Source organism: Maricaulis salignorans, assembly GCF_900103475.1.
Lineage (GTDB): Bacteria > Pseudomonadota > Alphaproteobacteria > Caulobacterales > Maricaulaceae > Maricaulis > Maricaulis salignorans.
In genome coordinates, this window is record NZ_FNHG01000001.1 from 78,462 (window position 1) to 102,925 (window position 24,464).

The following is a 24,464-nucleotide window of genomic DNA, read 5'->3' on the forward strand; positions in this document are numbered from 1 at the left end:
GCTTAGTCCCTTACGAATCTTTTTGCGATTTCAGGCCTTCCCCCCATGTCTGACCAGACCCGCTCTTCCGACAATCAGTCCTTCCTGGATACGTCATTCCTGCAAGGTGCCAACGCCGTCTATCTCGAGCAGATGGCGGCGGCCTTCGCGGCCGATCCGGCGAGTGTTCCTGACAGCTGGCGACAATTCTTCGCTGCCATGGGGGATGCGCCCGCCGATTCAACGCGCGCCGCCGCCGGCCCAAGCTGGAAGCGCGCCGGCTGGCCGCCGCGCGCCAATGGCGAGATGGTCTCGGCGCTCGGCGATATCGGGGCTGATGAAGCGGCCATGGTCGAGAAGGTCGCCGCGCATGTGACGCGCGCCGCGCCCGATGCCGACCCGGCCGCGATCCGCAAGGCGACCCAGGCCTCGATCCGCGCCATCATGATGATCCGCGCCTATCGCATGCGCGGCCACCTGGCCGCCGATCTCGACCCGCTCGGCCTGTCCGACCAGGGCGCCCAGCCCGAGCTGGACCCGGCGACCTATGGTTTCGACGGCGCGGCGATGGATGAGAGCGTCTTCATTGACGGCTATCTCGGCCTTGAAACCGCAACGCCGCGGCAAATGCTGGAAATCCTGCGCCGCACCTATTGCGGCCCGGTCGGCATTGAATTCATGCATATCTCCAATCCCGAGGAAAAATCCTGGCTGCAGGAACGTTTCGAGGGGCCGGACAAGGAGATCCGCTTCACCATCGACGGCAAGCGCGCCATTCTCGGCAAGCTGATCGAGACCGAACGTTTCGAGCAGTTCCTGCACAAGCGTTATCCCGGCACCAAGCGCTTCGGCGCCGATGGCGGCGAATCCATGGTTCCGGCGCTGGAGCAGATCATCAAGCGCGGCGGCGCCATGGGTGTCGACGACATCATTATCGGCATGCCGCACCGGGGCCGCCTGAACGTGCTCGGCGCCGTGATGGGCAAGCCCTATCACCAGATTTTCCATGAATTCCAGGGCGGCAATACGCAAGGCGAGGAAGAATTCGGCTCCGGCGATGTCAAATACCATCTCGGTGCCTCATCCGACCGCGAGTTTGACGGCAACAGGGTCCACCTCTCGCTGACCGCCAACCCATCGCACCTTGAAGCGGTTGATCCGGTTGTTCTCGGCAAGGCCCGCGCCAAGCAGGAAGAGAATTGCCGCGCCCAGGCCGGTACGCCGCGCTCCAAGGTCCTGCCCTTGCTGCTGCATGGCGATGCCGCCTTTGCCGGTCAGGGCATCGTGACCGAATGTCTCGGATTGTCGGGCCTGCGCGGTCACCGCACCGGCGGCGCGATCCATTTCATCGTCAATAACCAGATCGGTTTCACCACCGATCCCAAGGACAGCCGCTCCAGCCCCTATCCGTCCGATGTGGCGCTGATGGTCCAGGCCCCGATTTTCCACGTCAATGGCGATGATCCCGAAGCCGTGGTGCATGCCACGCGCATCGCGACCGAATACCGGCAGCTCTTCGGCAAGGATGTCGTGATCGACATGTTCTGCTATCGCCGCTACGGCCATAACGAAGGCGATGACCCGACCTTCACCCAGCCGATCATGTATCGGGTGATCAAGGATCTGCCGCCGGTCCGCAAGAAATACCAGGACAAGCTGATCGCCGAGGGCTCGCTCACCGCCGCCGAAGTCGAGGCGATGGAGAATGAGTTCGATCGCTTCCTCGAGGCTGAATTTGACGCCGGCAAGACCTTCTCCCGCGAGAAGGCTGACTGGCTGGATGGCCGCTGGTCCGGTCTGGGTCTGCCCGAGAGCGATGACCGCAAGGGCGAGACCAGCGCGACCATGGAGCGTCTGAAGGCCGTTGGTATGGCCATGACGACGGTGCCGGACGGCATCAATATCCACCGCACGCTGGACCGGGTCATCGGTGCCCGCCGCGCCGCGATCGAGACCGGCGAGGGGATTGACTGGTCAACGGCCGAGCATCTCGCTTTCGGAACGCTTCTGACCGAGGGTTTCCCGGTGCGCCTGTCCGGCCAGGATTGCGGCCGCGGCACCTTCTCGCAGCGCCACTCGCACATTATCGACCAGGAAACCGGCGATCGCTACACCACGCTCAACCATCTCGGTGACGAGCAGAAGAAATACGAAGTCATCGATTCCATGCTCTCGGAAGAGGCTGTGCTTGGTTTCGAATACGGTTATTCGCTCTCGGCACCGAATACGCTGGTGATGTGGGAAGCCCAGTTCGGCGATTTCACCAATGGTGCCCAGGTCATCATCGACCAGTTCATCTCGTCGGGTGAACGCAAATGGCTGCGCATGTCCGGCCTGGTGATGCTGTTGCCGCATGGCTATGAGGGCCAGGGCCCCGAGCACTCCTCGGCCCGCCCGGAGCGCTTCCTGCAGCAATGCGCCCAGGACAATATGCAGGTCGCGAACTGTTCGACGCCGGCGAATTACTTCCACATCCTGCGGCGCCAGATTCATCGCAATTTCCGCAAGCCGCTGGTCATCATGACCCCCAAGAGCCTGCTGCGTCACAAGCGTTGCGTCTCGACGCTCGCGGCGATGGGCCCGGGTTCCTCTTTCCACCGCGTCCTGTGGGATGATGCCGACAAGAGCTCGCGGCTGGATGGCGAGATTTCGCACTCCACCACCGTGCTCAAGCCCGATAATGAGATCCGGCGCGTCGTGCTGTGTACCGGCAAGGTCTATTACGACCTGCTCGAAGCGCGCGAAGAGAAGGATATCGACGATGTCTATCTGATGCGCGTCGAACAGCTCTACCCCTTCCCGTTCAAGGCGCTGCTCGCCGAGCTCGCCCGATTCCCGCAGGCCGAGATCGTCTGGTGCCAGGAAGAGCCGCGCAATATGGGCTATTGGACCTTCGTCGAGCCCAATATCGAATTCGTTCTTGGCAAGCTGGACGGCGTTGCCAAACGCCCGGTCTATGTCGGCCGTCAGCCCTCGGCTTCGACCGCAACCGGTATTGCCGCCAAGCACAAGCATCAACAGGAAACGCTGGTCAACGAGGCGCTGGGTTGATTCCCGGCCGCCGCCTTACCATCCCGTCGCCAACAGGAAAGACATCATCATGACCGACATCACCGTTCCACAACTCGGCGAATCCGTCACCGAAGCCACCGTTGGCACCTGGTCGGTCAAGGCCGGCGACGCGGTCAAGAAAGACGATGTCCTCGTCGAACTCGAAACCGACAAGGTTGCCGTCGAGGTCCGGGCAGAGAATGACGGCGTGGTTGGCACCATCCTCGTTGAGGAGGGCGAAACCGTCGGGATTGGCGCCAAGCTGGCGACGATGAGTGCCGGTGGCGAAGCCGCCGCGGCCCCGGCCGCCGCTGAGCCTGCACCGGTCGCACCGGCCGAAGCGACATCCGCACCGGCCAGCGCTTCGGGCAAAACTGTCGAGGCAACCGTGCCTGTGATGGGCGAATCGGTCACCGAGGGCACGATCGGTGCCTGGCTGGTGAAGGTTGGCGACAGCGTCACCGTCGATCAGGCCCTGGTCGAGATTGAAACCGACAAGGTCGCCGTCGAAGTGCCGTCACCGGCTGCGGGCGTCATTGCCGAGCTGATGGTTGGTGAGGGCGATAGCGTTGCGCCGGGTGATGTCGTGGCGAAAATCACTGAGGGTGGAGCCGCCTCTGCCGCGCCTGCCGCCGCCGCTCCGGCTGCGGCTGAAGCGCCGGCCGCCAGCAGTGACGCCGTGGCCATGCCATCGGCCGCCCGCATTATCGAGGAAAACAAGCTTGATGCCGGCGCCATTGCCGGCACGGGCCGTGATGGCCGCATTACCAAGGGTGACGCGCTGCAGGCTGCCGCTGCACCGGCCGCCGCGCCCGCCACGTCGGCCCCGGCTGCACGGCCCGCACCTGCGGCACCGTCTGCTCCGGCTGCGCCGCGTGAAACCGGCCCGCGCGAGGAGCGCGTGCGCATGACGCGCCTGCGCCAGACCATCGCCAAACGCCTCAAGGATGCCCAGAACGCCGCCGCTATCCTGACGACCTATAATGAAGCCGATATGGGCGCGATCATGGATGCGCGCAAAGCCCATCAGGAAGCTTTCGTTGCCAAGCACGGCGTCAAGCTCGGCTTCATGAGCTTCTTCGCCAAGGCCTGTGTCGCGGCGCTCAAAGAGATCCCATCGGTCAATGCCGAGATTGATGGCAGCGATATCATCTACAAGAATTTCTACGATATCGGCGTCGCTGTCGGCACCGAGCGTGGCCTCGTTGTGCCTGTGGTGCGCAATGTCGACCAGATGTCGCTGGCCGAGATCGAGAAGGAAATCATCCGCCTGGGCAAACGTGCCCGCGATGGCAAGCTGACGATTGATGAAATGCAGGGTGCCAGCTTCACCATCTCGAATGGCGGCGTCTATGGCTCGCTGATGTCGATGCCGATCCTGAATGCGCCGCAATCGGGCATTCTCGGCATGCACAAGATCCAGGAACGGCCTGTCGCCCTCAATGGTGCGGTCGCGATCCGGCCGATGATGTATCTGGCCCTGTCCTATGATCACCGTATCGTCGACGGCAAGGAAGCCGTCACATGGCTGGTGCGGGTGAAGGAAAACCTGGAAGATCCGCAGCGCATGCTGTTCGACCTCTAGGTCGTACACAGGACGCGGGCGGGAACGCCGACACGGCTTTCCGGGCCCGCGCCGAGGTCGGTGTCAAACAAGGAGTATGTGATGCAGGTTGTGCGCTGGATAGTCGTCATCCTTGCGCTGGGCCGCGTCGTCTACAGCTTGCCCTATCTGCTGGCTGCCTGGACCGGCGACTGGCTGGTCCCTCCGCTCGGTGCCAGCGGTCCGGAAATCCTCACAGCGGTGCAGGCCGTCCCCGATTGGCTGCAGGCAATCTGGACCGCTTATATGGCCGGCTTCCTGGCGACGGCCATACTGCTGATCGCTGCCTGGCCGAAAGGCATAAAGCTGGCCCTGCTCGCCGCGGCGGCCGCGGTTTCCCTCGATCTGGGATACTGGATCTGGATCATTGCCGAACCGCTTTACGTGAATATCGACCGGCCGGCCTTCCAGCTTCACGATGTCATCATCAATATCGCCAGCCTTGCGACCCTGCTGGGCGTTGCCGTGCTGCAATACTGGCCGCGACGACCGGGCTGATGGCCCGCAGTGCGCCATGCGCAGCGCCTGGCTGGACCGCAGGCCGCCTCTTACCTTCGATGCCAGAAGGTTGCATATAGAAGACGTGTCCGAATTTGAGCCCTTTACCAATCCGCGAGGCCCCCATGTCCGAACCCTATGATCTTGTCATTATCGGCGGTGGTCCCGGCGGTTATAATTGCGCCATTCGTGCCGGCCAGCTTGGCCTGAAAGTGGCCTGCGTCGAGATGCGCGGCACGCTCGGGGGCACCTGCCTGAATGTCGGCTGCATTCCGTCAAAGGCCCTGTTGCACGCCTCCGAACTGTTCGAGAGCGCGACCAGCGAATTCCCCGCCATGGGCATTGTCACCGGCGCCGTCGAGCTCGACCTGCCGGCCATGCTTGGCCATAAGGACGAGACCGTTGACGGGCTGACCAAGGGCATTGAATTCCTGTTCAAGAAAAACGGCGCCGAATACATTCGCGGCAAGGGCAAGATCCTCGGCCAGGGCAAGGTCCAGGTCGAAACCGATAGCGGCACGTCTGTGCTGGACACCAGGCATATCGTCATCGCCACCGGCTCCGAAGTGACACCCCTGCCGGGCGTGACGATTGACGAGGCGCGGATCGTTTCCTCGACCGGCGCGCTGGATCTCCAGAAAGTGCCCGGACGCCTGGTCCTGATCGGTGCCGGCGTGATCGGGCTCGAGCTGGGCTCGGTCTGGCGCCGCCTGGGTGCCGAGGTGGTCGTGGTCGAATATCTCGACCGTATCCTGCCCGGCATGGATACCGAGCTGGCCAAGGCCGCCCAGCGCATTTTCGCCAAACAGGGCATGGATTTCCGCCTCGGGACCAAGGTCACCGGCGTCGACAGCTCCGATCCGGACACGCTGAAAGTGACGCTGGAGCCCGCCAAGGGCGGTGAGGCCGAGACGATCGAGGCCGACACGGTGCTGGTCTGTATCGGTCGCCGGCCCTTCACCGCCGGGCTCGGCCTGGAAAATGTCGGCATCGAGCCTGATGCCCGCGGTTTCATTGCCAATGATCATTTCCGCACCTCGGCCGAGAATGTCTGGGTCGTCGGCGATTGCACCCATGGGCCGATGCTGGCCCACAAGGCCGAGGATGAGGGTGTTGCCTGTGCCGAGCGCATTGCCGGCAAGGCGGGCCATGTGAATTACGGCGTCATTCCCGGCGTCGTCTACACCTATCCTGAACTGGCCTCGGTCGGTCAGACCGAAGACGAGCTCAAACAGGCGGGTCGCAAATACAAGAAGGGCAAATTCCCCTTCCAGGCCAATTCGCGCGCCCGCGCCAACCACGCCACTGACGGATTTGTGAAGATCCTCGCCGATGCCGAGACCGACGAAATTCTGGGCGCCCACATGATCGGTGCCAATGTCGGGGAAATGATCGCCGAGATCTGCCTGGCGATGGAATTCCGTGCGTCTTCCGAGGATGTTGCGCGAACCTGCCACCCCCACCCGACGCTGACCGAAGCGGTTCGCCAGGCGGCGATGGGCGTTGAAGGCTGGAGCATGCAGTCCTGACCGCGGACGCGCATTCTGTTACCGTCTTTGGCCAGCTTGGGCTTGCCCCCGGCAGGCTGGGATGGCAAGAATCCCGTTAGCGGCGCATGCGTGTTTTCGCAAAACGTGTGAGGACAGGCGTCGCGTGATGCGGCATGACAACCCAAATCGCAGCGCAATATCGACGCCAATGTCTGGCTGGAATGGTGCGCGCGTTGAGTGGATGGAACGCAGTTCAATGTCTGACAGAACCGAAATCGTCTCACAGCGTCTGCGGCTGGTCGCTCTCGACCGGGAATTGGCGGAAATGCAACTCAATGACCGCGCGGCCTTTTTTGCCGCGCTGGGGGTTGAGCGCGAGCCGGCCTGGCCGCCCGAACTGATGGACGCGGCGGCGATGTCGTGGAATCGCGACCAGCTCGCGGCCCATCCCGGAGACGCCGGCTGGTATTCCTGGGTCTATGTCTCGCCGATCATGAACCGGCTCCTGGGCATTGGCGGTTTCCAGGGTGCGCCCACCGCCGAAGGCGAGGTCGAGATCGGTTATTCCATGCTGGTCTCCTACCGCGAACAGGGCCTTGCCACCGAGGCGGTCAACGCTCTGATGGGCTGGGCCTATGGCCATGAGCAGGTCAAACGCGTCATTGCCCGCACCCGAAGCGATCGCAATCCGTCCCACCGCGTGCTCGAGAAAGCCGGCTTCAAGCAGGTGTCGACCCATATGGACCCGGAAGAGGGTTTTGAGGTGACGTTGTGGTCTCACGACCGGGCCCAGCTCGCGGCCTGACAGGCGGAAGCTTCAGCGCGTGCGTGAGCGCGGATGCGCCCCGTCATAAATCGCCATCAGGCGTGTCGCCTCGACATCGGCATAGATTTGCGTCGTCGACAGGCTGGCATGGCCGAGTAATTCCTGGATCGCTCTCAGATCGCCGCCATGGGCGAGCAGATGCGTCGCGAAGGAGTGGCGCAGGGCATGCGGCGTCGCGGTTGGTCCCAGACCGAGCCGGATGCGCAATGCCTCCATCGTTTTCTGCACCGTACGCGGCCCCAGCGCGCCGCCACGCGTGCCGCGGAACAGAGCCTGCTCGGCGGTCAGTTCGAACGGGCAGATCGCGGCATAGGCCGCCACCGCCTCGCGCACGACTGGCAGGATCGGCACCAGCCGCGTCCTGGAGCCCTTGCCGGTGATCTGCATGCTGTCGGGCAGGGCCCTGTCGCGACCGGTCAGGCTCAATGCTTCGGAGATCCGCAGGCCGCAGCCATAGAGCAGCGACAAGACCGCAACATCGCGCGCCTCGATCCAGTCCGTGCCCCGGGCGCGACCGGCCTCGGCGATCAGGTCGCGCGCACCGGTCTCGCTGACGGGTTTCGGCTTGGAACGGCCCAGCTTGGGGCCTTCGATCAGGGCCAGGGCGGCATTCTCGACACCCCAGCGCCGCTCCGCATAACTGTAGAAGGTACGGATCGCCGAGAGCGATCGCGCCAGCGAGCGCGCCGACAACCCGCCGCGTCGCCGCGACGCCATGAAGGCGCGAAAATCGGTCGCTTTCAGCCCGGCCAGATCATCCAGCGTGACACTGCGCCCCAGATGCCCGCCGAGAAACACCGCAAACTGGTCGAGATCACGGCCATAGGCCTCGACGGTTTTCGGACTCAGCCGGCGTTCGCCCGCCAGATGCTGGCCGAACACCATTCGCGCATTGGTGAGGGGGAGGCTCAGCTCGCGTGCAGCCATCGTGTGATCATCCGTTCAACACAGCGGGCGAGGAAGTTGAGCAATTCGGTGCCCTGGCCAGATTCGAACAGGGTGTGGTCGCGCGCCGCCACTGCCATCAGCCCGTCATGGCCGTTGAAATCGAGCCGGACAATCGCTTCCGACTTCACCCGCTTGCCCTGCTGCCCGTAGAGCGCGTGCGCCAGGTCAGGATTGACCGGGCCCAGCCGCTCGACCTTCTTGCCCAGAACTTCGCCGACAAAGCCTTCGGCCGCGCCGAGGATCGATTCCCCCGCCGGCAGCGGCGCGTGCCCCTCGATGAGGACGCGGCAGACATCGACCCCCAGCGCGCCGGTCAGGCGGCTGGAAATCTTGCGGTCGAGCGCGGTCAGATTATCGGTTTCCAGCAGCGCCAGAACCGCCATGTGAATCTGTGACTGGGTCGCCAGATTGGCGCGCGCGGTCTCGACAATGCTGGAATTGAGCGATTTGAGCTGGCGCAATTCGGTCAACAGCTTGGCGCGCGCCGCGGCGCCCAGATCGATCACCCCTTCGCCGGTCTGGCGCTGCGCGATTTGCGCGAACAATTCGGCGTCCTCGCGCACGAAGTCCGGATTGGAGAGCAGGAAGGCGCGGACACGCTCACTGTCCAGCGGCTCGGCAGACATGCCCTCGGCGTTTTCCGTCATGGTGATTCGGCTCCATTGCGATCAGGACGCAGCTTTGCCTGATACGGTTTCCCAAATGCAAACCGGGGCCATGAAATGCAGTGATGGCGGTGTGATCAGACGCTGACGGAATGGCGCGCCGCGGCATTGGCCTGCAGATAACCGTCAAACCGCGCCGCCACGACCCGTGCCAGCATGCGGTAATCCTCGGCGATCGCAATGCGGCTGGCCTGGCGGTTTATCACCCCGTCGCTGACCAGATCGTCGAGGTCGGCCTGCTCCAGGGCGCCGCCAAACTGCGCTGCAATGGCGCCGGGATCGACTTCCAGGTCACACATCAAACGTTCGATGATCTCGCCGCGAATACGATCCTCACCGCTTTGGGCAATGCCGCGCGCTGTCGCCAGATGTCCCGATTCGATCGCCCGGCTCCAGCTGGCGACATCGGCCGTATTCTGGGCATAGCCGGCCGGCATCTGGCTGATCGCCGAGGCTCCGAGACCGATCAGAAAACTCGCCTGGTCGGTCGTATAGCCCTGGAAATTGCGCCGCATTGTCCCGGCCGTCGCCTGCCGGGCCATGTCGTCCCCCGCGCGTGCATAATGGTCGATCCCGATCGGGCGATAGCCGGCTGCCTGCACCGCCTCCGCGATGGCCAGGGCCTGTTCGATGCGGGCCTCGGCACCGGGCAAATCCTCGTCGCGGATCAGTTTTTGATGTCGTTTCATGTGCGGCACATGGGCATAGCCAAACACCGAGAAACGGTCGGGCGCCAGCGCCAGCGCTGCCGTGACGGTCTCGCGGCAGGCTTCGAGCGTCTGGCCGGGCAGGCCGTAGAGCAGGTCAAAGCTGAGATTGGTGATGCCCGCCGCGCGCAGGGCTTCGGTGCAGGCGGCGACGGTTTCAAGCGGCTGGATACGGTTGATCTTCGCCTGCACGCCGGCATCAAAGGTCTGCACGCCAAGGCTGGCGCGGTTGAAGCCCAGGCGGGCGAGATGATGGGCCAGCGAGGCCGTGAAGATACGCGGATCAATCTCGATCGCGATCTCGGCCGTGTCCAGCACGTCAAAGCGCTGGCGCAGGCTTTCCATCACGGCGCTGAGCTGGTCTTCGCTGAGAATCGTCGGTGTACCGCCGCCGAAATGGATGTGGGCGATGCGCGGCCGGCCGGCAAAGCGGCTGGCGACCAGATCGATTTCCTTCAGCAGGGTCCCGGCATAGGTCGCCACCGGTTCATTGCGCGTGGTCGCCCGTGTCGAGCAACCGCAATACCAGCACATCTCGCGGCACCAGGGAATGTGGAGATAGAGCGAACCGGCCGCGTCCGCGTCGAGCGCACCCAGCCAGCCGCCAAACACATCACCATCAATGCCGGCATGGAAATGCGGCGCTGTGGGATAGCTGGTATAGCGCGGCGTGTTCTGGCGGGCATATTTGAGCAGGGTCGGGGAGGGCGTCATGGGTCGGTCCAGCGTGTGCGAAGGGCTGTATTGACACTTATCAAACCTGGCCCCGCAGCACAGGTGACATGGCGCCGCAGCGAGGCCGGCGCGCCTTGTCTATTCCGCGCCAGGGCTGAGCGCTGCGGCCGCATCGATTTCACGCTCCAGAGCAGCAATGACAGACTCGATACGCCGGTTTCCCGGGTCGAGGGACAGGGCGGCCTGATAGTGGCCAAGGGCGGTGAACGGATCACCGCTTGCCCACACAGCCTCGCCAAGGCTGTCATGCACATTGGGCGAGCTGGCATAGCGCTCGACATTGGTGCGGAATGGATCTTGCGCCGAGGCCGGGCCGTAGACGTTGAACAGATTATAGCCGAAGCTGTTGAGCAGGCCCTCCCGGCCGGCGTCGTCGAGACCTTCCGCGTCCGCATAGCGGTCGAGTCGCTCCAGTACGGCGGGCCAGCCCTGTGCGCTGTAGACCGGGGTGAGATCCTCGAACAGGATTTGCAGTCCGGTGGCAATGCCGGGCACAATCTCATTGGCGAGCGCGGCGGTCAGCCGCCGCTGCGAGGTTTCGCGCGGCCCGCCATTGTCGAGATAGATGACGGTGACATTGTCGTCTGGCGCGTCGGTCCGGAAGGCGTGCATCAGATTGACCCGGCCACCGCCGCCATGCCCCACAGACGTGAACTCGCCCAGGCTCTGATATTCCCAGCCAGTCGCATAGGCGCCGGGACGGCCGCTATTGAGTGGCATGGGTTGCCAGTGATCGAGCAGGGTCTGGCGGGCGACCAGTTCGCCCTGCACGAGGGCCCGGGTCCAGGCCTTTAGATCGGCCAGGCTGGTATTGAGCCCGACGGAGGAGTGCACATAGGGCGGGTAGACCGGAAATTCCGAAGCCAGCAACCCTCCGTCCGCGCCCTGTCCGCGATACAGGACGATCCGGTCCTGATCAGCGAGGGCCCGGCCGCCAAAGATCGAATCGTCCAGGCCGAGACGCGCGATCTGGTCGATGCCGACCAGATCGGCATAGCTGCGGCCGCTGACGGTTTCCAGCGCCTTGAGAACGAGCAGGAAATTGGTCTGGTTATAGCGGGACACATCGCCGGTCGGGTTCAAGAAGTCGGCGTTACGCACCAGCGCCATGGCATCCTGTGCATTCGCCGGCACATTCGGGTGGAAATAGTATTCCGGCAGTCCGGATACGTGCTCCAGCAATTCCCGCACGCGAAGCGTCCGCCAGGCCTCGGGAAGATCGGTGACATACTGGCCAATCGGAGCGTCAAGGTCGAGTTCGCCCCGTTCGACCGATTGCATCACCGCAACGAGGAAGAAAAGCTTGGACATCGAGAAGACGGCGTAGAGCGTGTGCTCTGTCGGAACGTCCGGCCGGCCAAGGCGTTCGAGCCCGTCATGGCGCTCAAACACAAGCTGTTCGCCGCGGAAAATCGCCACGGAATATCCGACCGGGGCGTAAACATCCATCATGGCGTCGAGGCGGGCATTCAGTGCCGCTTCAGTCGCGGCCGGCAGCACAGTCTCGGCTGCCGGGGCCGCTTCGGTTTCGGCCGGTTCGCTGCACGCGGCGGTCATCAAACCCAGCACACCTGCCCGAAAGGAAATCCCCATGCTGCAACTCCGATTGCGCTGGCGGTCCTGTTCCGGCCGGGCGCCCCGCCCGGGCTGACAAGTCTGGCCTCTGACCGCGTGGCCTTCAGATCTAGCACGGCGTTTGCGCCGGCACAGGCTGGAAATTCAGCGGGTCCGGCGCAATTCGGCCGTGCGCGCAACGCCGCCAAGTGACAGGCCCCACAAGCCGGTTCGAGCGTCCGGGCTATCGGTGCGTGTGACCTCGAAGTGTTTTGCGTTACATTGCCTGCATCCCACGATCTCACCGAGCAACAGGAGCGCGCCGCATGGTTCTCAACGCGAAACAGAAGGCCTTGTGTGAGGGCCATGATTTCGATTTCTCCTCCCTGTCGGCGCTGTTTCTGAACTGCACCCTCAAGCCGACGGGCACGCCGTCTCACACCGAGATGCTGCTCAATGTCTCCAGCGCGATCATGGCTGCCAATGGTGTCGCCGTGGAGATGCTGCGCCCGGTCGATTTCGATCTCGCGCCCGGCGTTTATCCCGACATGACCGAGCACGGCTTTGCCCGTGATGACTGGCCGCAGATCAGCGCCAGGGTCATGGCCGCCGACATCCTGGTGATCGGCACACCGATCTGGCTCGGCGAGGAAAGTTCGGTCTGCCGCCGTCTGATCGAGCGCCTCTATGCCGAGTCCGGCAAGCTGAACGAAAAGGGCCAGTCGATTTTTTATGGCAAGGTCGGCGGCAGCGTCATCACCGGCAATGAGGACGGTATCAAGCATTGCGCCATGACCATGCTCTACGCCCTCGGTCATCTGGGTTATATCATCCCGCCGCAGGCCGATTGCGGCTGGATCGGCGAGGCCGGACCGGGCGCCAGCTATGGCGATGACGGTGCCGGTTTCGACAATGATTTCACCCAGCGCAACACCACCATCATGAGCTGGAATCTGATGCACCTCGCCCACATGCTCAAAACCGCGGGCGGCCTGCCCAGTCACGGCAATGACCGCAACGCCTGGAAGGCCGGTTGCCGCTTCGATTACGAGAATCCGGAGCATCGCAGCTAGGGGGCAAGTTGAGCGTGGATGGGCTCATGCTCCATCCGGCCGCGCGAACTGCAAAAGCGGGGCGATATCATGCCGGTCTGCGGCCTGGAGCGCGGCGATATAGATCGCGCGGGCGCTGGCCGGCGCAACCAGCTCGCGGCGCCCCCAGCTGAAGCGCGGCCGGCCGAGCCTTACCGCGAGCAGGTCGGCAGCCATACGGGCAAGCCGGCCATTGCCGTTCGGGAAGGGATGGATCGCGACCAGGCGGTGGTGAAAGCGAATGCAGACCTCGTCCGGCCCGTAGGTTTCCGCCGCGACCCAGAAGCGGACATCATCGAGCAGTTGCGCGAGTTCGGCCGGAATTCTCCAGGCTTCGATGCCGATATTGCGTTCAGTGGTCCGGTAGCTTCCGGCCCAGCGCCACACATCGCCGAGCATGCGTTTGTGGAGCCGCAGCAGAAAGCCGGTATCGAGGACGTCGCGCTGGCGCGAGAAGGCCCAGCCATCGGCATCGGAGATATTGACCTGTTCGGCCTCATTCAGCTCGGCCCGGCTGGTGATATAGGTCGGGATGAGCTGCTTGCGCTCGTCTTCCTCGAGGGCGGTGGCGGCGTCGTCCGCTCCGTCTGCGAGGTCCTTGGTCACATCTCATCCTCGTCGGGCCGCCATATCTGCCGCGCATTGTCGCGCAACAGGCCCGCAGCCAGGCGATCCCGCTCGTCGGCAAGATCGTCAACATTCAGGCCCTGGTCTTCGAGCCGCATGGAGTGATGCGTGCGCGTCAGGCGCAGATTGGCCAGGTGCCGGGCTCGCTCCTCGACGATTTGCTGTAGCGGCCGGTTGGGCACCAGCGCATAGACGAGGGTGCAGTCCAGCGCCTCGGCAAGCTCTTTCAGGCGGCCGATTGTGATGGTCCCGTTGACCTCGCCCTGTTCCAGCGCGACCAGGGTCGGTTGCTTGATCCCAAGCCGCGCCGCCAATTGCCGCCCCGTCATGCCCAGCGCATCGCGGATCGCCCGCACCCAGCCCTTGGCAGGTCGCACGAAGGCCGCCTCGCCCCGGATCGGGGCCAGTTTCTGATCGAGCTGTTTGCGCGCGCGGGCGAGGGAGTCGTGTTGATAGGGCATGAACTATCCTTTGAAGGAAATTTGATAGCTTAAAACCGATAAAAAATCAAAGGGAGATCGATAATGGTGATCCTTCTTCCGGTGCCGGCAATGGCGACAGGCCTCTTCTTTCACCGGTCCGCACGGGGCTGTTCTCCAGCCCGCCACCCACGAAAGCCCGACCCAGCATGAATGTCACCGCCGCAAACATGCCCTGCGAGCGGCCTGATCGTGACACAGGCAGCGGGCAAACTCTCATCATCAGCCAGGGAGGCGATGATGAACACCAGACCCGGACACACGCCGCAGGCGACAGAATTCATGCACGGTAGCAGTGCCCCGAATGCGGGCGCGAAGGCGGGCTTCATGCTCGACACCCTGCTGCGCCAGCACAAGGCCGCGCGCCAGCCCCTGCAAACCTGGTTCGACGCCCGCCTGACACGGCGGCGGTGATTTCAGGCCACGAGCCATGCCTGGGTCAGGGGCGGGCTCAAATTTCTCTGTCATCAAATCATATCTTGTCATCCCTGACGGATGCCCCGCGTATGCGGGGCGTAGATCAGGGACCCAGAACCGCCATGGTGAATCCATCGGGGCTGGGGCGGTAAACCTTGTCGCCCGGCGCGTGACTGGCCAGACGTCGGGCGTCTGGGTCCCTGATCTGCGCCCGGATCGCTGACGCGTCCGGGCATCCGTCAGGGATGACAAGGGTTCGGGTTTGGTCGCGCGAGAGGCACTGCTCCCTCCCCGGCGCTATTCCGCTTTGAACTCCCCCGCGCAAACAGGCACACTTGCGCCTGTGTCCTCCGAATCGTCATCTCGCGCCTCGATCCTGTTTCCGCTGCCCTTGCCGGAGGCCTTTGACTATCTCGTGCCTGAAGGGCTCGAGCTGGGGTTGGGCGATCATGTGCTGGCGCCGCTGGGCAAGCGGATGGTGCATGGGGTTGTCTGGGGGCTGAAACCGGGGCCTGGCGAGCGGGCGTTGAAATCGGTTGAGGCGCCGATGGGCGGGGCGCCGCTGCCGGCGGGGACGCGCCAATTCGTTGACTGGCTGGCGCGCTATCTGGTGCAGCCGCCCGGTGTGATCCTGCGATCGGTGCTGCGCAGTGCCGAGGCGCTGAAACCCTCACCCACCGAAACCCTCTACCAGGTCAGCGGCACTGAAGCGCCGCGCATGACCGCGGCGCGTGCGGCAGTGCTCGATGCGGCGCTGGCGCTGGGGGAGGCTTCGGCGGCGGATATTGCGCGTGAAGCCGGGGTCGGGGCCGGCGTGGTCAAGGGTCTGGCAACGGCCGGGGCGTTGACGACGATCAGCCGCCCGATCGATCCACCCTATGGCATTCCCGATCCCGAGGCCGAGGGCTTGTCGCTCACCATGCTGCAGGCCGAGGCGGGCGGTGTGTTGCGGCGGCTGGTGCGGGCGGGTGGATTTCAGGCGGCCTTGCTCGACGGGGTGACCGGTTCGGGCAAGACCGAGGTCTATTTCGAGGCGATTGCTGAAGTCCTGCGCCGCCATCCCGATGGCCAGATCCTGATCATGCTCCCCGAGATCGCCCTGACGGCTGCCGTCCTGTCGCGCTTCGAGGCGCGCTTTGGCTGTGCCCCGGCGATCTGGCACTCCGCCGCCGGGCCCAAGGTGCGGCGCCGCTGCTGGCGTGAAGTCGCCGAGGGGCGGGCACGGATCGTGGTCGGGGCGCGTTCGGCGTTGTTTTTGCCCTTCACCAATCTCAAACTCATCATTGTCGATGAGGAGCATGACCCGACCTATAAACAGGATGAGGGCCTGCCCTATCAGGGGCGCGACCTGGCGGTGCTGCGGGCCAAGATCGAGGGCGCGATGATCGTGCTCGCCTCGGCGACGCCGTCGCTGGAAAGCCTGACCAATGCCCAGGCCGGGCGCTATGTGCATGTGCGCCTGCCGGCACGGCCGGGCTCTGCCGTGCTGCCGCAGGTCGATACGATTGATCTGCGCGAACATCCGCCTGAAGCCGGGCGCTGGATTTCGCCGCCGCTGATCGCGGCCATGGTCGAGACGCTGCAGGCCGGCGAGCAGGTCCTGCTCTATCTCAACCGCCGCGGCTATGCGCCGCTGGTGCTGTGCCGCGCCTGTGGTCATCGCATGACCTCGCCGGATACCCAGTCCTATCTGGTCGAGCATCGCTATACCGGGCGGCTGGTCTGCCATGTCACCGGTTTCTCCATGCCGCGGCCGAAATTCTGCCCCGAGTGCCAGGCCGAGGACAGTCTCACCAGTGTCGGTCCGGGCGTGGAGCGCGTCGCCGAGGAGGCGAAACATCTCTTCCCCGATGCGAAGATCGAGATCTATTCCTCCGACAGCGCGTCGGGTGCCGATCTGGTCGACCGGATGGAGCGCGGCGAGATCGATATTCTTGTCGGCACCCAGATCGCCGCCAAGGGTCATAACTTCCCCAATCTGACCCTGGTCGGGGTGATTGATGCCGATCTCGGTCTGGCCGGCGGTGATCCGCGCGCCGGCGAGCGCACTTTCCAGACCCTGGTCCAGGTCGCCGGCCGCGCCGGCCGTGCCGAACGCCCGGGCCGTGCCCTGCTGCAGACCCACCAGCCCGAGCATGAGGCGATCCAGGCGCTGATTGCCGGTGATCGTGACGCCTTCCTGGAAACCGAGATGATGGCGCGCGAAGCGCTCGGCCTGCCGCCTTTCGGGCGCATGGCGGCGATCAGCTTCCAGGCGCGCGATGTCCAGGCCGTTGAAGCCGCGGCCGGGCGCTATGCCGCGGCCGCGCCGCTGACCGATGGTGTCGAGATCTGGGGACCGGCCGAGCCGCCGCGCGCCCTGGTGCGCGGCTGGCATCGCCGGCGCATTCTGGTCCGGGCCGACAAGGCGATTGATATCTCCGCCTATTTGCGGGCCTGGAAGTCGCGGGTCAAAATCCCGCCATCGATCCGCGTGACGATTGATGTCGATCCCTATAGTTTCATGTAGCGCCTGGCCTGCAGGCCCCACCGGGAAACACCATCATGCTTGAACTCCTGTCTACGCCGGAAATATGGCTGTCACTGGCAACGCTGACTTTTCTGGAGATCGTGCTGGGCGTCGACAATGTGATCTTCGTCGCCCTGATGGCCGCGCGCCTGCCCGAGGCGAGGCGGGCCTCGGCGCGAACGCTTGGCCTGGCCATGGCGCTGCTCTTCCGCATTATCATGCTGATGGGGCTGGTCTGGATGGCGCATCTGGAGGCCGACCTGTTTGCCGTCTTCGATCACGGCGTCTCCTGGCGTGATCTGATCCTGCTCGGCGGCGGCCTCTTCCTGCTCGCCAAGGGCACGCTGGAAATCCACCACACCGTTGAAGGCGTCAGCGAGGCGCCAAGGAATGCGGCCGGCGACGCCTTCCTGATGATCGTCGCCCAGATCACCGTGATCGATATCGTCTTCTCGCTCGATTCGGTCATCACTGCTGTCGGCATGACCGATCATGTGCCGATCATGATCACCGCCGTGGTGATCGCGATGGGGGTGATGCTGTTCGCCGCCGGTACGGTCGCCCGGTTCATCGAGAATCACCCGACCACGAAAATGCTGGCGCTGGCCTTCCTGTTGCTGATCGGCATGTCGCTGATCGCCGATGGTCTCGGATTCCACATTCCGCGCGGCTATCTGTATTTCGCGATCGCGTTCTCGCTCTTCGTCGAAGTGCTCAATATCCTCGCCAAGAAGGCGCGCAGTGCTGGTTCGCCACCATCCGGCAAGGATGTGGCAGGCTAGCCGGTGTCCGCCAGGGGGCGTGCGGCAGGACGGCGGCGGCTCTGCAGCCATTCCAGGCGACAGCATCGCACGGCAGGGGGATTCGCTGTTGTGCTGCGCCTGCCCGCGCCAAATCGCAGGCCGCTCGCCGGACCCGCAAAAATAACTGGCCCGCACCGCGGCTGCTCCGCCGCGGCTGTTATCCCCGCCGGCGGCCGCGGGACTGGCTACCGGGGAACCGCCGAATACCCTGTAACCACAGGGCGCCGGGGGCTTCATGCTCCGATCAGGCCAGGGCCAGGCGGGCCGCCAATCCAGCCTCTCGCGAGGATTTCAGCGCCAGGCACAGGCTGCAGACAGCCGCCCGCCTGCTGAATCGGTACGCGCTCCGGCTTGCTGCGCTGATCACCCTGTGCTATCGCAGCGCCGAACCCCGAGGACGGGTAGCGCAAGCTTGCTCGTCCAATCGTACAAATCGTTGAATTTCAAGTGTTTGCACCTTCCGGTGAATTACAGACACTTCTCCAGCCAGAGAGTGACGTCACGGTGAGCACCGGCGAAGACGCCATCACAGCCAATGCTGCAGGTCGCTACGCGAAAGCAGTATTCGAGCTGGCCAAGTCAAGCGGCAGCCTCGATGCGGTGGCCGCTGATCTGTCGGCCCTGCGCGCAGCGCTCGAGACCTCGGACGAATTGTCCGACGTCCTGACCTCGCCGCTGTACTCGGCCGAGCACAAGACCGGCGTGTTGTTCGCACTGGCCGACAAGGCTGGCTTCAACGAGCTGACAAAGAACGCTTTTGGCGTCGTGGCGGAAAACCGCCGTGCTGCCGAACTCGGCGATATCGCGACGATCTTCGCGGCCCTGCTTGATGCCGATCGCGGCATTGTGCGGGCTGATGTGACATCGGCCGCGGCGCTGACCAAGAAACAGACTGAAGCCCTTGCGGCTTCTCTGAAAAGTGCCTTCGGGCGCGAAATCGAAGTTCGCACAAACGTGCGTCCTGAATTAATGGGCGGGCTGATCGTCAAGATTGGTTCCCGTATGTTCGACTCATCTCTCCGCACCAAGCTGGACGGGATGAAGAATGCGATGAAAGAGGCGTAGGCCATGGACATCCGGGCTGCAGAGATTTCTGCGATCCTGAAGGATCAGATCAAAAATTACGGCACCGAAGCGAAGGTTTCGGACGTCGGTCGTGTGCTATCCGTCGGTGACGGTATTGCGCGCGTTTACGGCCTCGATGAGGTCGCGGCTGGTGAGCTCGTTGAGTTCCCGGGCGGGATTAAGGGCATGGCCCTCAATCTGGAACGCGACAATGTCGGTTGCGTGATCTTCGGTGAAGACCGGGGCATCAAGGAAGGCGACACCGTCAAGCGTCTCGGCTCGATCGTCGACACCTCCGTTGGCAAGGGCCTGTTGGGCCGCGTGCTGGACGGTCTCGGTGAGCCGATCGATGGCAAGGGTCCTCTGACCGATGTCGCCGAACGCCGCCGCGTTGACGTCAAGGCGCCGGGTATCATCCCGCGCAAATCGGTTCACGAACCCATGGCAACGGGCATCAAGGCGATTGACGCCATGATCCCGGTCGGCCGTGGCCAGCGCGAGCTGATCATTGGTGACCGCCAGACCGGCAAGACCGCGATCGCGCTCGACACCATTCTGAACCAGAAGGCGATCAACCAGGGCACAGATGAGGGCGCCAAGCTCTACTGCATCTATGTCGCGATCGGCCAGAAGCGTTCGACGGTCGCCCAGATCGTCAAGACGCTCGAAGAAAATGGCGCGATGGATTACACCATCGTCGTGGCCGCGACGGCTTCGGATCCTGCACCGATGCAGTTCCTGGCACCGTTTACAGCCTCTGCCATGGGCGAGTATTTCCGCGATAACGGCATGCATGCACTGATCGTTTATGATGATCTGTCCAAGCAGGCTGTTGCCTATCGCCAGATGTCCCTGTTGCTGCGTCGCCCACCAGGCCGCGAAGCCTATCCGGGCGATGTCTTCTATCTTCACTCTCGTCTGCTCGAGCGTTCGGCCAAGCTGAACGAAGCGAATGGTTCCGGCTCGATGACGGCTCTGCCGATCATTGAAACCCAGGCCAATGACGTGTCGGCCTATATTCCTACCAATGTGATCTCTATCACTGACGGCCAGATCTTCCTGGAAACCGACCTGTTCTACCAGGGCATCCGCCCGGCTGTGAACGTCGGTCTGTCGGTGTCGCGCGTTGGTTCGGCTGCCCAGACCAAGGCGATGAAGCAGGTTGCCGGCAAGATGAAGGGCGAACTGGCCCAGTACCGCGAAATGGCGGCCTTTGCCCAGTTCGGTTCCGACCTTGATGCCGCAACACAAAAACTGCTGAGCCGTGGTCAGCGCCTGACCGAGCTCCTGAAACAGCCGCAATTCTCGCCGCTGTCGATGGAAGAACAGGTCTGCGCGATCTATGCCGGTACACGCGGCTATCTCGACGGGATCGCAATCGGCGACATTCAGCGTTTTGAGGCAGACCTTCTGCGTCATCTCCATGCCGAGCATGCCACTCTCATGGCGGCGATCCGTGATGAGAAGAAGGTGAGCGACGAATCTGAGGCCAAGCTGAAGGGCGTTCTGGACAAGTTCACCGAACATTTCGCGTGAATTTGAACCGTAACGACCGCTAGGAGTGCCGCATGGCGAGCCTTAAGGACCTTCGAAATCGTATCGCCAGCGTGAAATCCACGCAGAAGATCACCAAGGCGATGCAGATGGTGTCAGCGGCCAAGCTGCGCCGGGCCCAGGAAGCCGCGGAAGCCGCGCGCCCCTATGCCGGGCGCATGGCTGCCGTGATGGCGAACCTGTCGAATTCGATGGCCGGAACCCCGGGAGCCTCGCCGCTCCTCGTCGGTACCGGTAGCGATGAGACACGCTTGCTGCTCGTCATGACGGCCGACCGTGGCCTGTGTGGCGGCTTCAACACCAATATCGCCCGTCTGGCGCGGGCTCGTGTCAACGAGCTTCAGCGTGCTGGCAAGACCGTCAAGATTATCTGCGTTGGCAAGAAGGGCTTCGACCAGCTGAAGCGCCAATTCGCCTCGCTGATCATCAAGATGTTCGATCTCAAGTCCGAGAAGACCCTCAACGGCGCCGTTGCCGGACGTATCGGTGACGAGATCACCCATATGTTTGAAGCCGGTGAGTTCGATGTTTGTGAAATCCTCGCTTCGGAATTCGTTTCGGTGATCTCGCAGAAACCGTATTCGAAAGTGTTGATCCCGGCGATCGATGCGATCGAGGACGGAGCCGATCGGCCGGACACGGATGGCAGCGTTTATGACGCCGAGCCGGACGAAGAGAGCATCCTCAACGCCTTGTTGCCGCGCTATATCACCACCGTAATTCTTTCGACCCTGCTGGAAAATTCGGCTGGCGAAATGGGGGCCCGCATGGCCGCCATGGATAATGCCACCCGCAATGCCGGCGAACTGATCGACAAGCTGAACCTTCTTTATAACCGCACCCGTCAGGCGCAAATCACGACGGAGTTGACTGAAATCATCTCCGGCGCCGAAGCTCTCTAGACGAGGGGAAGACCAATCATGAGCACTCTTAAAGGCCGTATTGTCCAGATCACCGGCGCCGTCGTCGACGTCGAGTTCGATGGTGGACTGCCCAACATCCTCAACGCCTTGCTGTCGACCAATGACGGCAAGCCGCTGACCCTCGAAGTTTCGCAGCACCTTGGCGAGAACACGGTTCGCACCATCGCCATGGACGCGACCGAGGGCCTGCAGCGCGGCGTCGAAGTTGTCGACACTGGCGCGCCGATCATGGTTCCCGTCGGTCCGGGCACGCTCGGTCGCATCATGAACGTCACCGGAGCGCCGATCGATGAAGCGGGCGATATCCCGCACACGATGACGGCCCCGATTCACCGGGCTGCACCATCCTTTGCCGAACAGGCAACGGAAGCTGAGATCCTGCCTACCGGCATCAAGGTCGTCGACCTGCTCTGCCCCTACGCAAAGGGCGGCAAGATCGGCCTGTTCGGCGGCGCCGGCGTTGGCAAGACGGTTCTCATCCAGGAGCTGATCAACAACATCGCGAAGATGTTCGGTGGTTACTCGGTTTTCGCCGGTGTTGGCGAGCGGACCCGTGAAGGTAATGACCTTTACTGGGAAATGATCGAATCAGGCGTCAACAAGGACCCGAAAGAGCATGATGGCTCGACCGAAGGTTCGCGTTGTTCGCTGGTCTTCGGCCAGATGAACGAGCCTCCGGGAGCGCGCGCCCGCGTCGCCCTGTCGGGTCTCGCCCAGGCTGAATATTTCCGCGATGAAGAGGGCAAGGACGTTCTCTTCTTCGTCGACAATATCTTCCGCTTCACCCAGGCCGGTTCCGAAGTGTCCGCCCTGCTCGGCCGTATCCCGTCCGCGGTGGGCTATCAGCCGACCCTGTCGACCGATATGGGTGCACTGCAGGAACGCATTACCTCGACCAACAAGGGCTCGATCACCTCGGTTCAGGCCGTTTACGTGCCCGCCGATGACCTGACCGACCCGGCGCCTGCCACAACCTTCGCCCACCTCGATGCGACCACGGTTCTCAACCGTGCGATCTCGGAAAAGGGTATCTACCCGGCTGTGGATCCACTCGATTCGACCTCGCGTATTCTCGAGCCTCGCATCGTTGGCGACGATCACTACAACACCGCCCGCCGGGTCCAGGAAACGCTTCAGCGCTACAAGGCCCTGCAGGACATCATCGCCATCCTCGGCATGGACGAGCTGTCCGAAGAGGACAAGATGCTGGTGACCCGCGCCCGCAAGATCGAGCGTTTCCTGTCGCAGCCATTCGACGTGGCCGAAATCTTCACCGGCTTCCCGGGCATCCAGGTGCCTGTGGCTGACACGGTCAAGGGCTTCAAGGCGATCTGTGACGGCGAGTATGATCACCTTCCCGAGCAGGCCTTCTACATGGTCGGCACGATCGAAGACGCGGTGAAAAAAGCCGAGAAAATGGCTGCGGAGGCCGCATAAGCGGTCTCCGGCATTAGCCGGAGGAATACCTGATGGCTGACAAGCTGCATTTTGACCTCGTATCGCCTGAGCGCCGCCTGTTTGCGGGTGAAGTCGATATGGTGGTCGTGCCTGGTGAAGATGGCGATTTCGGCGTCCTGCCGAAGCACGCCCCCTTCATGTCTGTGATCCGCTCCGGCGCGATCATTGTGACGACCGACGGCGTTGCCGAGCGCACCTTCATCCATGGCGGTTTCGCCGAGGTGACGCCGGAGGGTCTGACCATCCTCGCGGAAGAAGCGATCCCGGTTTCGGAGATTGATGTCGCCGCTCTCGAGCAAGACCTCAAGAATGCCCAGGAAGACCTGGGTGTGGCCAAGTCCGAGATGGAAGTCGAGCAGGCACAGGGCCGCATCGAGCGGCTGGAAGCGATGCGGACGACGGTCGCCAACTGACCCGTCTGAACTACTGAATCTGATCAAGGCCGTCCCGTTGGGGCGGCCTTTTTCTATTGCGGCAGAGACGAAGGCGGCTGGCGGTTGCGTCTACGCCAGGCACTCGGCGTCTCACCAGTCACACCCTTAAAGGCCTTGTTGAAGTTGGACCGGGTCTGAAACCCGCAATCGAGCATGAGTTCGACCAGCGGCCGGTCCGGTGTGCCCCGCATCAGGCGCTGGGCCTCGGCAATTCGCCAGCCATTGATCCAGCGGCTGACGCTGACCCCAAATTCGTCATTGATGGTCTCGGACACACGCCGTTGCGGCAGGGCGAGTTGCCGTGCGAGCCGGGCCACCGTCAAATCGGGATCCAGCCAGGGCCGTTGATCCGCCATGTGCTGTTCCAGCCTGGTCCTCACCACTTCGTTTCCAGCTGTATCTTCCCGGGCCCGCGTCATGGTCCAGCTGAGCGGACCGCTCTGATGCAGGCTTGTGAGGAGAAAATAGACCAGGAAGAGGAAGAATCCCGAGACAGTGATGATCAGGATGAGCGAATGGCGCAGGTCTTCCCGGCCCAACAGCTCGATCATCACCAGGAGGTCGGCCAGGGCCATCATGAACAGCCAGCCGCAAACCATGATTTTCCAGCGGCGGCCCGATGCATTCCGGGTCCGCAGAGCGAGGACAGCATAGGCACCATAGCACAGCAGGCTGGCGATAATCGCTCCGTCCAGATAGCGGCCATCGCCGAGGAAAAGCCGTCCCAGCAGCAGTCCGGCAGGCGGCGCCAGGTGGAGCAGGTCCCCTGCGGTCAGCCTCCTGCCCGGCTGTGAGGCCGCGCGCAGGTGCAGAAAAAGGGCGGGTGGCAAAAGCATGGCCAGTGTCGGCCGCCACCAGACGAGGGCCGGGCCAAGTCCCAGAATGGCGAGGCTGGTGAGCAGGTGTTGGGCGGCAAACAGTGCGAAGACAAGCGCCAGCAAACGGTGCGCGAGCCGCGGCTGTGACCGCAGATTCACCAGATAGAGCGCCATGATCGCACAGAGCACGGCGGAGATATGAAGAACCGAGGTCATCTCGACTTGATAGA

Annotated in this window: 21 protein-coding genes; 14 read left to right on the forward strand and 7 right to left on the reverse strand. The window is 63.3% G+C overall.

The window, feature by feature from the left end; translation table 11 throughout:
• Positions 1–45: 45 nt before the first annotated feature.
• From BLT42_RS00420 to BLT42_RS00440, 5 genes are all read left to right on the forward strand, one after another.
• Positions 46–3,030, forward strand: coding sequence for a 2-oxoglutarate dehydrogenase E1 component (locus BLT42_RS00420; protein WP_091765072.1), 2,985 nt, complete (start codon positions 46–48; stop codon positions 3,028–3,030).
• A gap of 49 nt (positions 3,031–3,079) precedes the next feature.
• Entirely contained in the window at positions 3,080–4,615 is a 1,536-nt protein-coding gene (gene odhB / locus BLT42_RS00425; protein WP_091765073.1) for a 2-oxoglutarate dehydrogenase complex dihydrolipoyllysine-residue succinyltransferase, read from the forward strand.
• A gap of 81 nt (positions 4,616–4,696) precedes the next feature.
• The gene (locus tag BLT42_RS00430) at positions 4,697–5,131 is read left to right on the forward strand and encodes a hypothetical protein (protein ID WP_091765076.1); all 435 of its coding nucleotides are present in this window, start codon (positions 4,697–4,699) and stop codon (positions 5,129–5,131) included.
• 125 nt (positions 5,132–5,256) lie between these two features.
• Positions 5,257–6,660 (forward strand): dihydrolipoyl dehydrogenase, encoded by a 1,404-nt coding sequence (gene lpdA / locus BLT42_RS00435; RefSeq protein ID WP_091765077.1) that lies wholly within the window; start codon positions 5,257–5,259, stop codon positions 6,658–6,660.
• Between the two features lie 217 nt (positions 6,661–6,877).
• Positions 6,878–7,426: a GNAT family N-acetyltransferase gene (locus tag BLT42_RS00440; RefSeq protein WP_233342227.1), complete on the forward strand. Its 549-nt coding sequence runs from the start codon at positions 6,878–6,880 to the stop codon at positions 7,424–7,426.
• 12 nt (positions 7,427–7,438) lie between these two features.
• Here the strand turns inward: BLT42_RS00440 and BLT42_RS00445 are convergent, their stop codons facing one another.
• The 4 genes from BLT42_RS00445 to BLT42_RS00460 all read right to left on the reverse strand — a co-directional run bounded on the left by BLT42_RS00445 (position 7,439) and on the right by BLT42_RS00460 (position 12,095).
• Complete coding sequence (locus BLT42_RS00445; protein WP_091765080.1) at positions 7,439–8,374, reverse strand: tyrosine recombinase XerC; 936 nt, start codon at positions 8,372–8,374, stop codon at positions 7,439–7,441.
• The gene (locus tag BLT42_RS00450; RefSeq protein WP_091765082.1) at positions 8,356–9,042 is read right to left on the reverse strand and encodes a DUF484 family protein; all 687 of its coding nucleotides are present in this window, start codon (positions 9,040–9,042) and stop codon (positions 8,356–8,358) included. Before BLT42_RS00450 ends, BLT42_RS00445 begins: the two co-directional genes overlap by 19 nt.
• A 95-nt stretch (positions 9,043–9,137) precedes the next feature.
• Complete coding sequence (hemN, locus tag BLT42_RS00455; protein ID WP_091765085.1) at positions 9,138–10,481, reverse strand: oxygen-independent coproporphyrinogen III oxidase; 1,344 nt, start codon at positions 10,479–10,481, stop codon at positions 9,138–9,140.
• A gap of 99 nt (positions 10,482–10,580) precedes the next feature.
• A complete protein-coding gene (locus tag BLT42_RS00460) occupies positions 10,581–12,095 on the reverse strand; it encodes a serine hydrolase domain-containing protein (protein ID WP_091765087.1) in 1,515 nt (504 codons plus the stop codon).
• A gap of 287 nt (positions 12,096–12,382) precedes the next feature.
• Between BLT42_RS00460 and BLT42_RS00465 the strand changes: the two genes are divergently transcribed.
• A complete protein-coding gene (locus tag BLT42_RS00465; RefSeq protein WP_091765089.1) occupies positions 12,383–13,129 on the forward strand; it encodes a flavodoxin family protein in 747 nt (248 codons plus the stop codon).
• Positions 13,130–13,153: 24 nt separating this feature from the next.
• Here the strand turns inward: BLT42_RS00465 and BLT42_RS00470 are convergent, their stop codons facing one another.
• Positions 13,154–13,753 (reverse strand): mobile mystery protein B, encoded by a 600-nt coding sequence (locus tag BLT42_RS00470; protein ID WP_091765091.1) that lies wholly within the window; start codon positions 13,751–13,753, stop codon positions 13,154–13,156.
• Positions 13,750–14,235, reverse strand: coding sequence for a mobile mystery protein A (locus BLT42_RS00475; RefSeq protein ID WP_091765093.1), 486 nt, complete (start codon positions 14,233–14,235; stop codon positions 13,750–13,752). Before BLT42_RS00475 ends, BLT42_RS00470 begins: the two co-directional genes overlap by 4 nt.
• Before the next feature lie 258 nt (positions 14,236–14,493).
• Between BLT42_RS00475 and BLT42_RS15060 the strand changes: the two genes are divergently transcribed.
• The 8 genes from BLT42_RS15060 (at position 14,494) to BLT42_RS00510 (ending at position 23,395) form a co-directional block, all read left to right on the forward strand.
• Entirely contained in the window at positions 14,494–14,667 is a 174-nt protein-coding gene (locus BLT42_RS15060) for a hypothetical protein (protein WP_176780177.1), read from the forward strand.
• Between the two features lie 346 nt (positions 14,668–15,013).
• A complete protein-coding gene (locus BLT42_RS00480; protein WP_233342228.1) occupies positions 15,014–17,179 on the forward strand; it encodes a primosomal protein N' in 2,166 nt (721 codons plus the stop codon).
• A 35-nt stretch (positions 17,180–17,214) separates the two neighbouring features.
• Positions 17,215–17,961: a TerC family protein gene (locus BLT42_RS00485; protein ID WP_091765097.1), complete on the forward strand. Its 747-nt coding sequence runs from the start codon at positions 17,215–17,217 to the stop codon at positions 17,959–17,961.
• A 468-nt stretch (positions 17,962–18,429) separates the two neighbouring features.
• Complete coding sequence (locus tag BLT42_RS00490) at positions 18,430–19,047, forward strand: F0F1 ATP synthase subunit delta (RefSeq protein ID WP_233342229.1); 618 nt, start codon at positions 18,430–18,432, stop codon at positions 19,045–19,047.
• 3 nt (positions 19,048–19,050) lie between these two features.
• Positions 19,051–20,583, forward strand: coding sequence for a F0F1 ATP synthase subunit alpha (atpA, locus tag BLT42_RS00495; RefSeq protein WP_091765100.1), 1,533 nt, complete (start codon positions 19,051–19,053; stop codon positions 20,581–20,583).
• Between the two features lie 32 nt (positions 20,584–20,615).
• On the forward strand, positions 20,616–21,503 hold the full coding sequence (locus tag BLT42_RS00500) for a F0F1 ATP synthase subunit gamma (protein ID WP_091765103.1): 888 nt from the start codon (positions 20,616–20,618) through the stop codon (positions 21,501–21,503).
• 18 nt (positions 21,504–21,521) lie between these two features.
• Positions 21,522–22,961 (forward strand): F0F1 ATP synthase subunit beta, encoded by a 1,440-nt coding sequence (atpD, locus tag BLT42_RS00505; RefSeq protein ID WP_091765106.1) that lies wholly within the window; start codon positions 21,522–21,524, stop codon positions 22,959–22,961.
• Between the two features lie 32 nt (positions 22,962–22,993).
• Positions 22,994–23,395, forward strand: a complete 402-nt coding sequence (locus BLT42_RS00510; RefSeq protein WP_091765110.1) for a F0F1 ATP synthase subunit epsilon — start codon at positions 22,994–22,996, stop codon at positions 23,393–23,395.
• A 53-nt stretch (positions 23,396–23,448) separates the two neighbouring features.
• Here BLT42_RS00510 and BLT42_RS00515 read toward each other — a convergent pair whose 3' ends face one another.
• The gene (locus tag BLT42_RS00515) at positions 23,449–24,450 is read right to left on the reverse strand and encodes a helix-turn-helix domain-containing protein (protein WP_176780178.1); all 1,002 of its coding nucleotides are present in this window, start codon (positions 24,448–24,450) and stop codon (positions 23,449–23,451) included.
• Positions 24,451–24,464 lie beyond the last annotated feature (14 nt).

What these genes read in the sequence shown, in the direction of transcription:
- BLT42_RS00420 (WP_091765072.1), top strand. Translation starts at nt 46, where the DNA reads ATGTCTGACCAGACCCGCTCTTCCGACAATCAGTCCTTCCTGGATACG.
- odhB (WP_091765073.1), top strand. Translation starts at nt 3,080, where the DNA reads ATGACCGACATCACCGTTCCACAACTCGGCGAATCCGTCACCGAAGCC.
- BLT42_RS00430 (WP_091765076.1), top strand. Translation starts at nt 4,697, where the DNA reads ATGCAGGTTGTGCGCTGGATAGTCGTCATCCTTGCGCTGGGCCGCGTC.
- lpdA (WP_091765077.1), top strand. Translation starts at nt 5,257, where the DNA reads ATGTCCGAACCCTATGATCTTGTCATTATCGGCGGTGGTCCCGGCGGT.
- BLT42_RS00440 (WP_233342227.1), top strand. Translation starts at nt 6,878, where the DNA reads ATGTCTGACAGAACCGAAATCGTCTCACAGCGTCTGCGGCTGGTCGCT.
- BLT42_RS00445 (WP_091765080.1), bottom strand. Translation starts at nt 8,374, where the DNA reads ATGGCTGCACGCGAGCTGAGCCTCCCCCTCACCAATGCGCGAATGGTG.
- BLT42_RS00450 (WP_091765082.1), bottom strand. Translation starts at nt 9,042, where the DNA reads ATGACGGAAAACGCCGAGGGCATGTCTGCCGAGCCGCTGGACAGTGAG.
- hemN (WP_091765085.1), bottom strand. Translation starts at nt 10,481, where the DNA reads ATGACGCCCTCCCCGACCCTGCTCAAATATGCCCGCCAGAACACGCCG.
- BLT42_RS00460 (WP_091765087.1), bottom strand. Translation starts at nt 12,095, where the DNA reads ATGGGGATTTCCTTTCGGGCAGGTGTGCTGGGTTTGATGACCGCCGCG.
- BLT42_RS00465 (WP_091765089.1), top strand. Translation starts at nt 12,383, where the DNA reads ATGGTTCTCAACGCGAAACAGAAGGCCTTGTGTGAGGGCCATGATTTC.
- BLT42_RS00475 (WP_091765093.1), bottom strand. Translation starts at nt 14,235, where the DNA reads ATGCCCTATCAACACGACTCCCTCGCCCGCGCGCGCAAACAGCTCGAT.
- BLT42_RS15060 (WP_176780177.1), top strand. Translation starts at nt 14,494, where the DNA reads ATGAACACCAGACCCGGACACACGCCGCAGGCGACAGAATTCATGCAC.
- BLT42_RS00485 (WP_091765097.1), top strand. Translation starts at nt 17,215, where the DNA reads ATGCTTGAACTCCTGTCTACGCCGGAAATATGGCTGTCACTGGCAACG.
- atpA (WP_091765100.1), top strand. Translation starts at nt 19,051, where the DNA reads ATGGACATCCGGGCTGCAGAGATTTCTGCGATCCTGAAGGATCAGATC.
- BLT42_RS00500 (WP_091765103.1), top strand. Translation starts at nt 20,616, where the DNA reads ATGGCGAGCCTTAAGGACCTTCGAAATCGTATCGCCAGCGTGAAATCC.
- atpD (WP_091765106.1), top strand. Translation starts at nt 21,522, where the DNA reads ATGAGCACTCTTAAAGGCCGTATTGTCCAGATCACCGGCGCCGTCGTC.
- BLT42_RS00510 (WP_091765110.1), top strand. Translation starts at nt 22,994, where the DNA reads ATGGCTGACAAGCTGCATTTTGACCTCGTATCGCCTGAGCGCCGCCTG.
- BLT42_RS00515 (WP_176780178.1), bottom strand. Translation starts at nt 24,450, where the DNA reads ATGACCTCGGTTCTTCATATCTCCGCCGTGCTCTGTGCGATCATGGCG.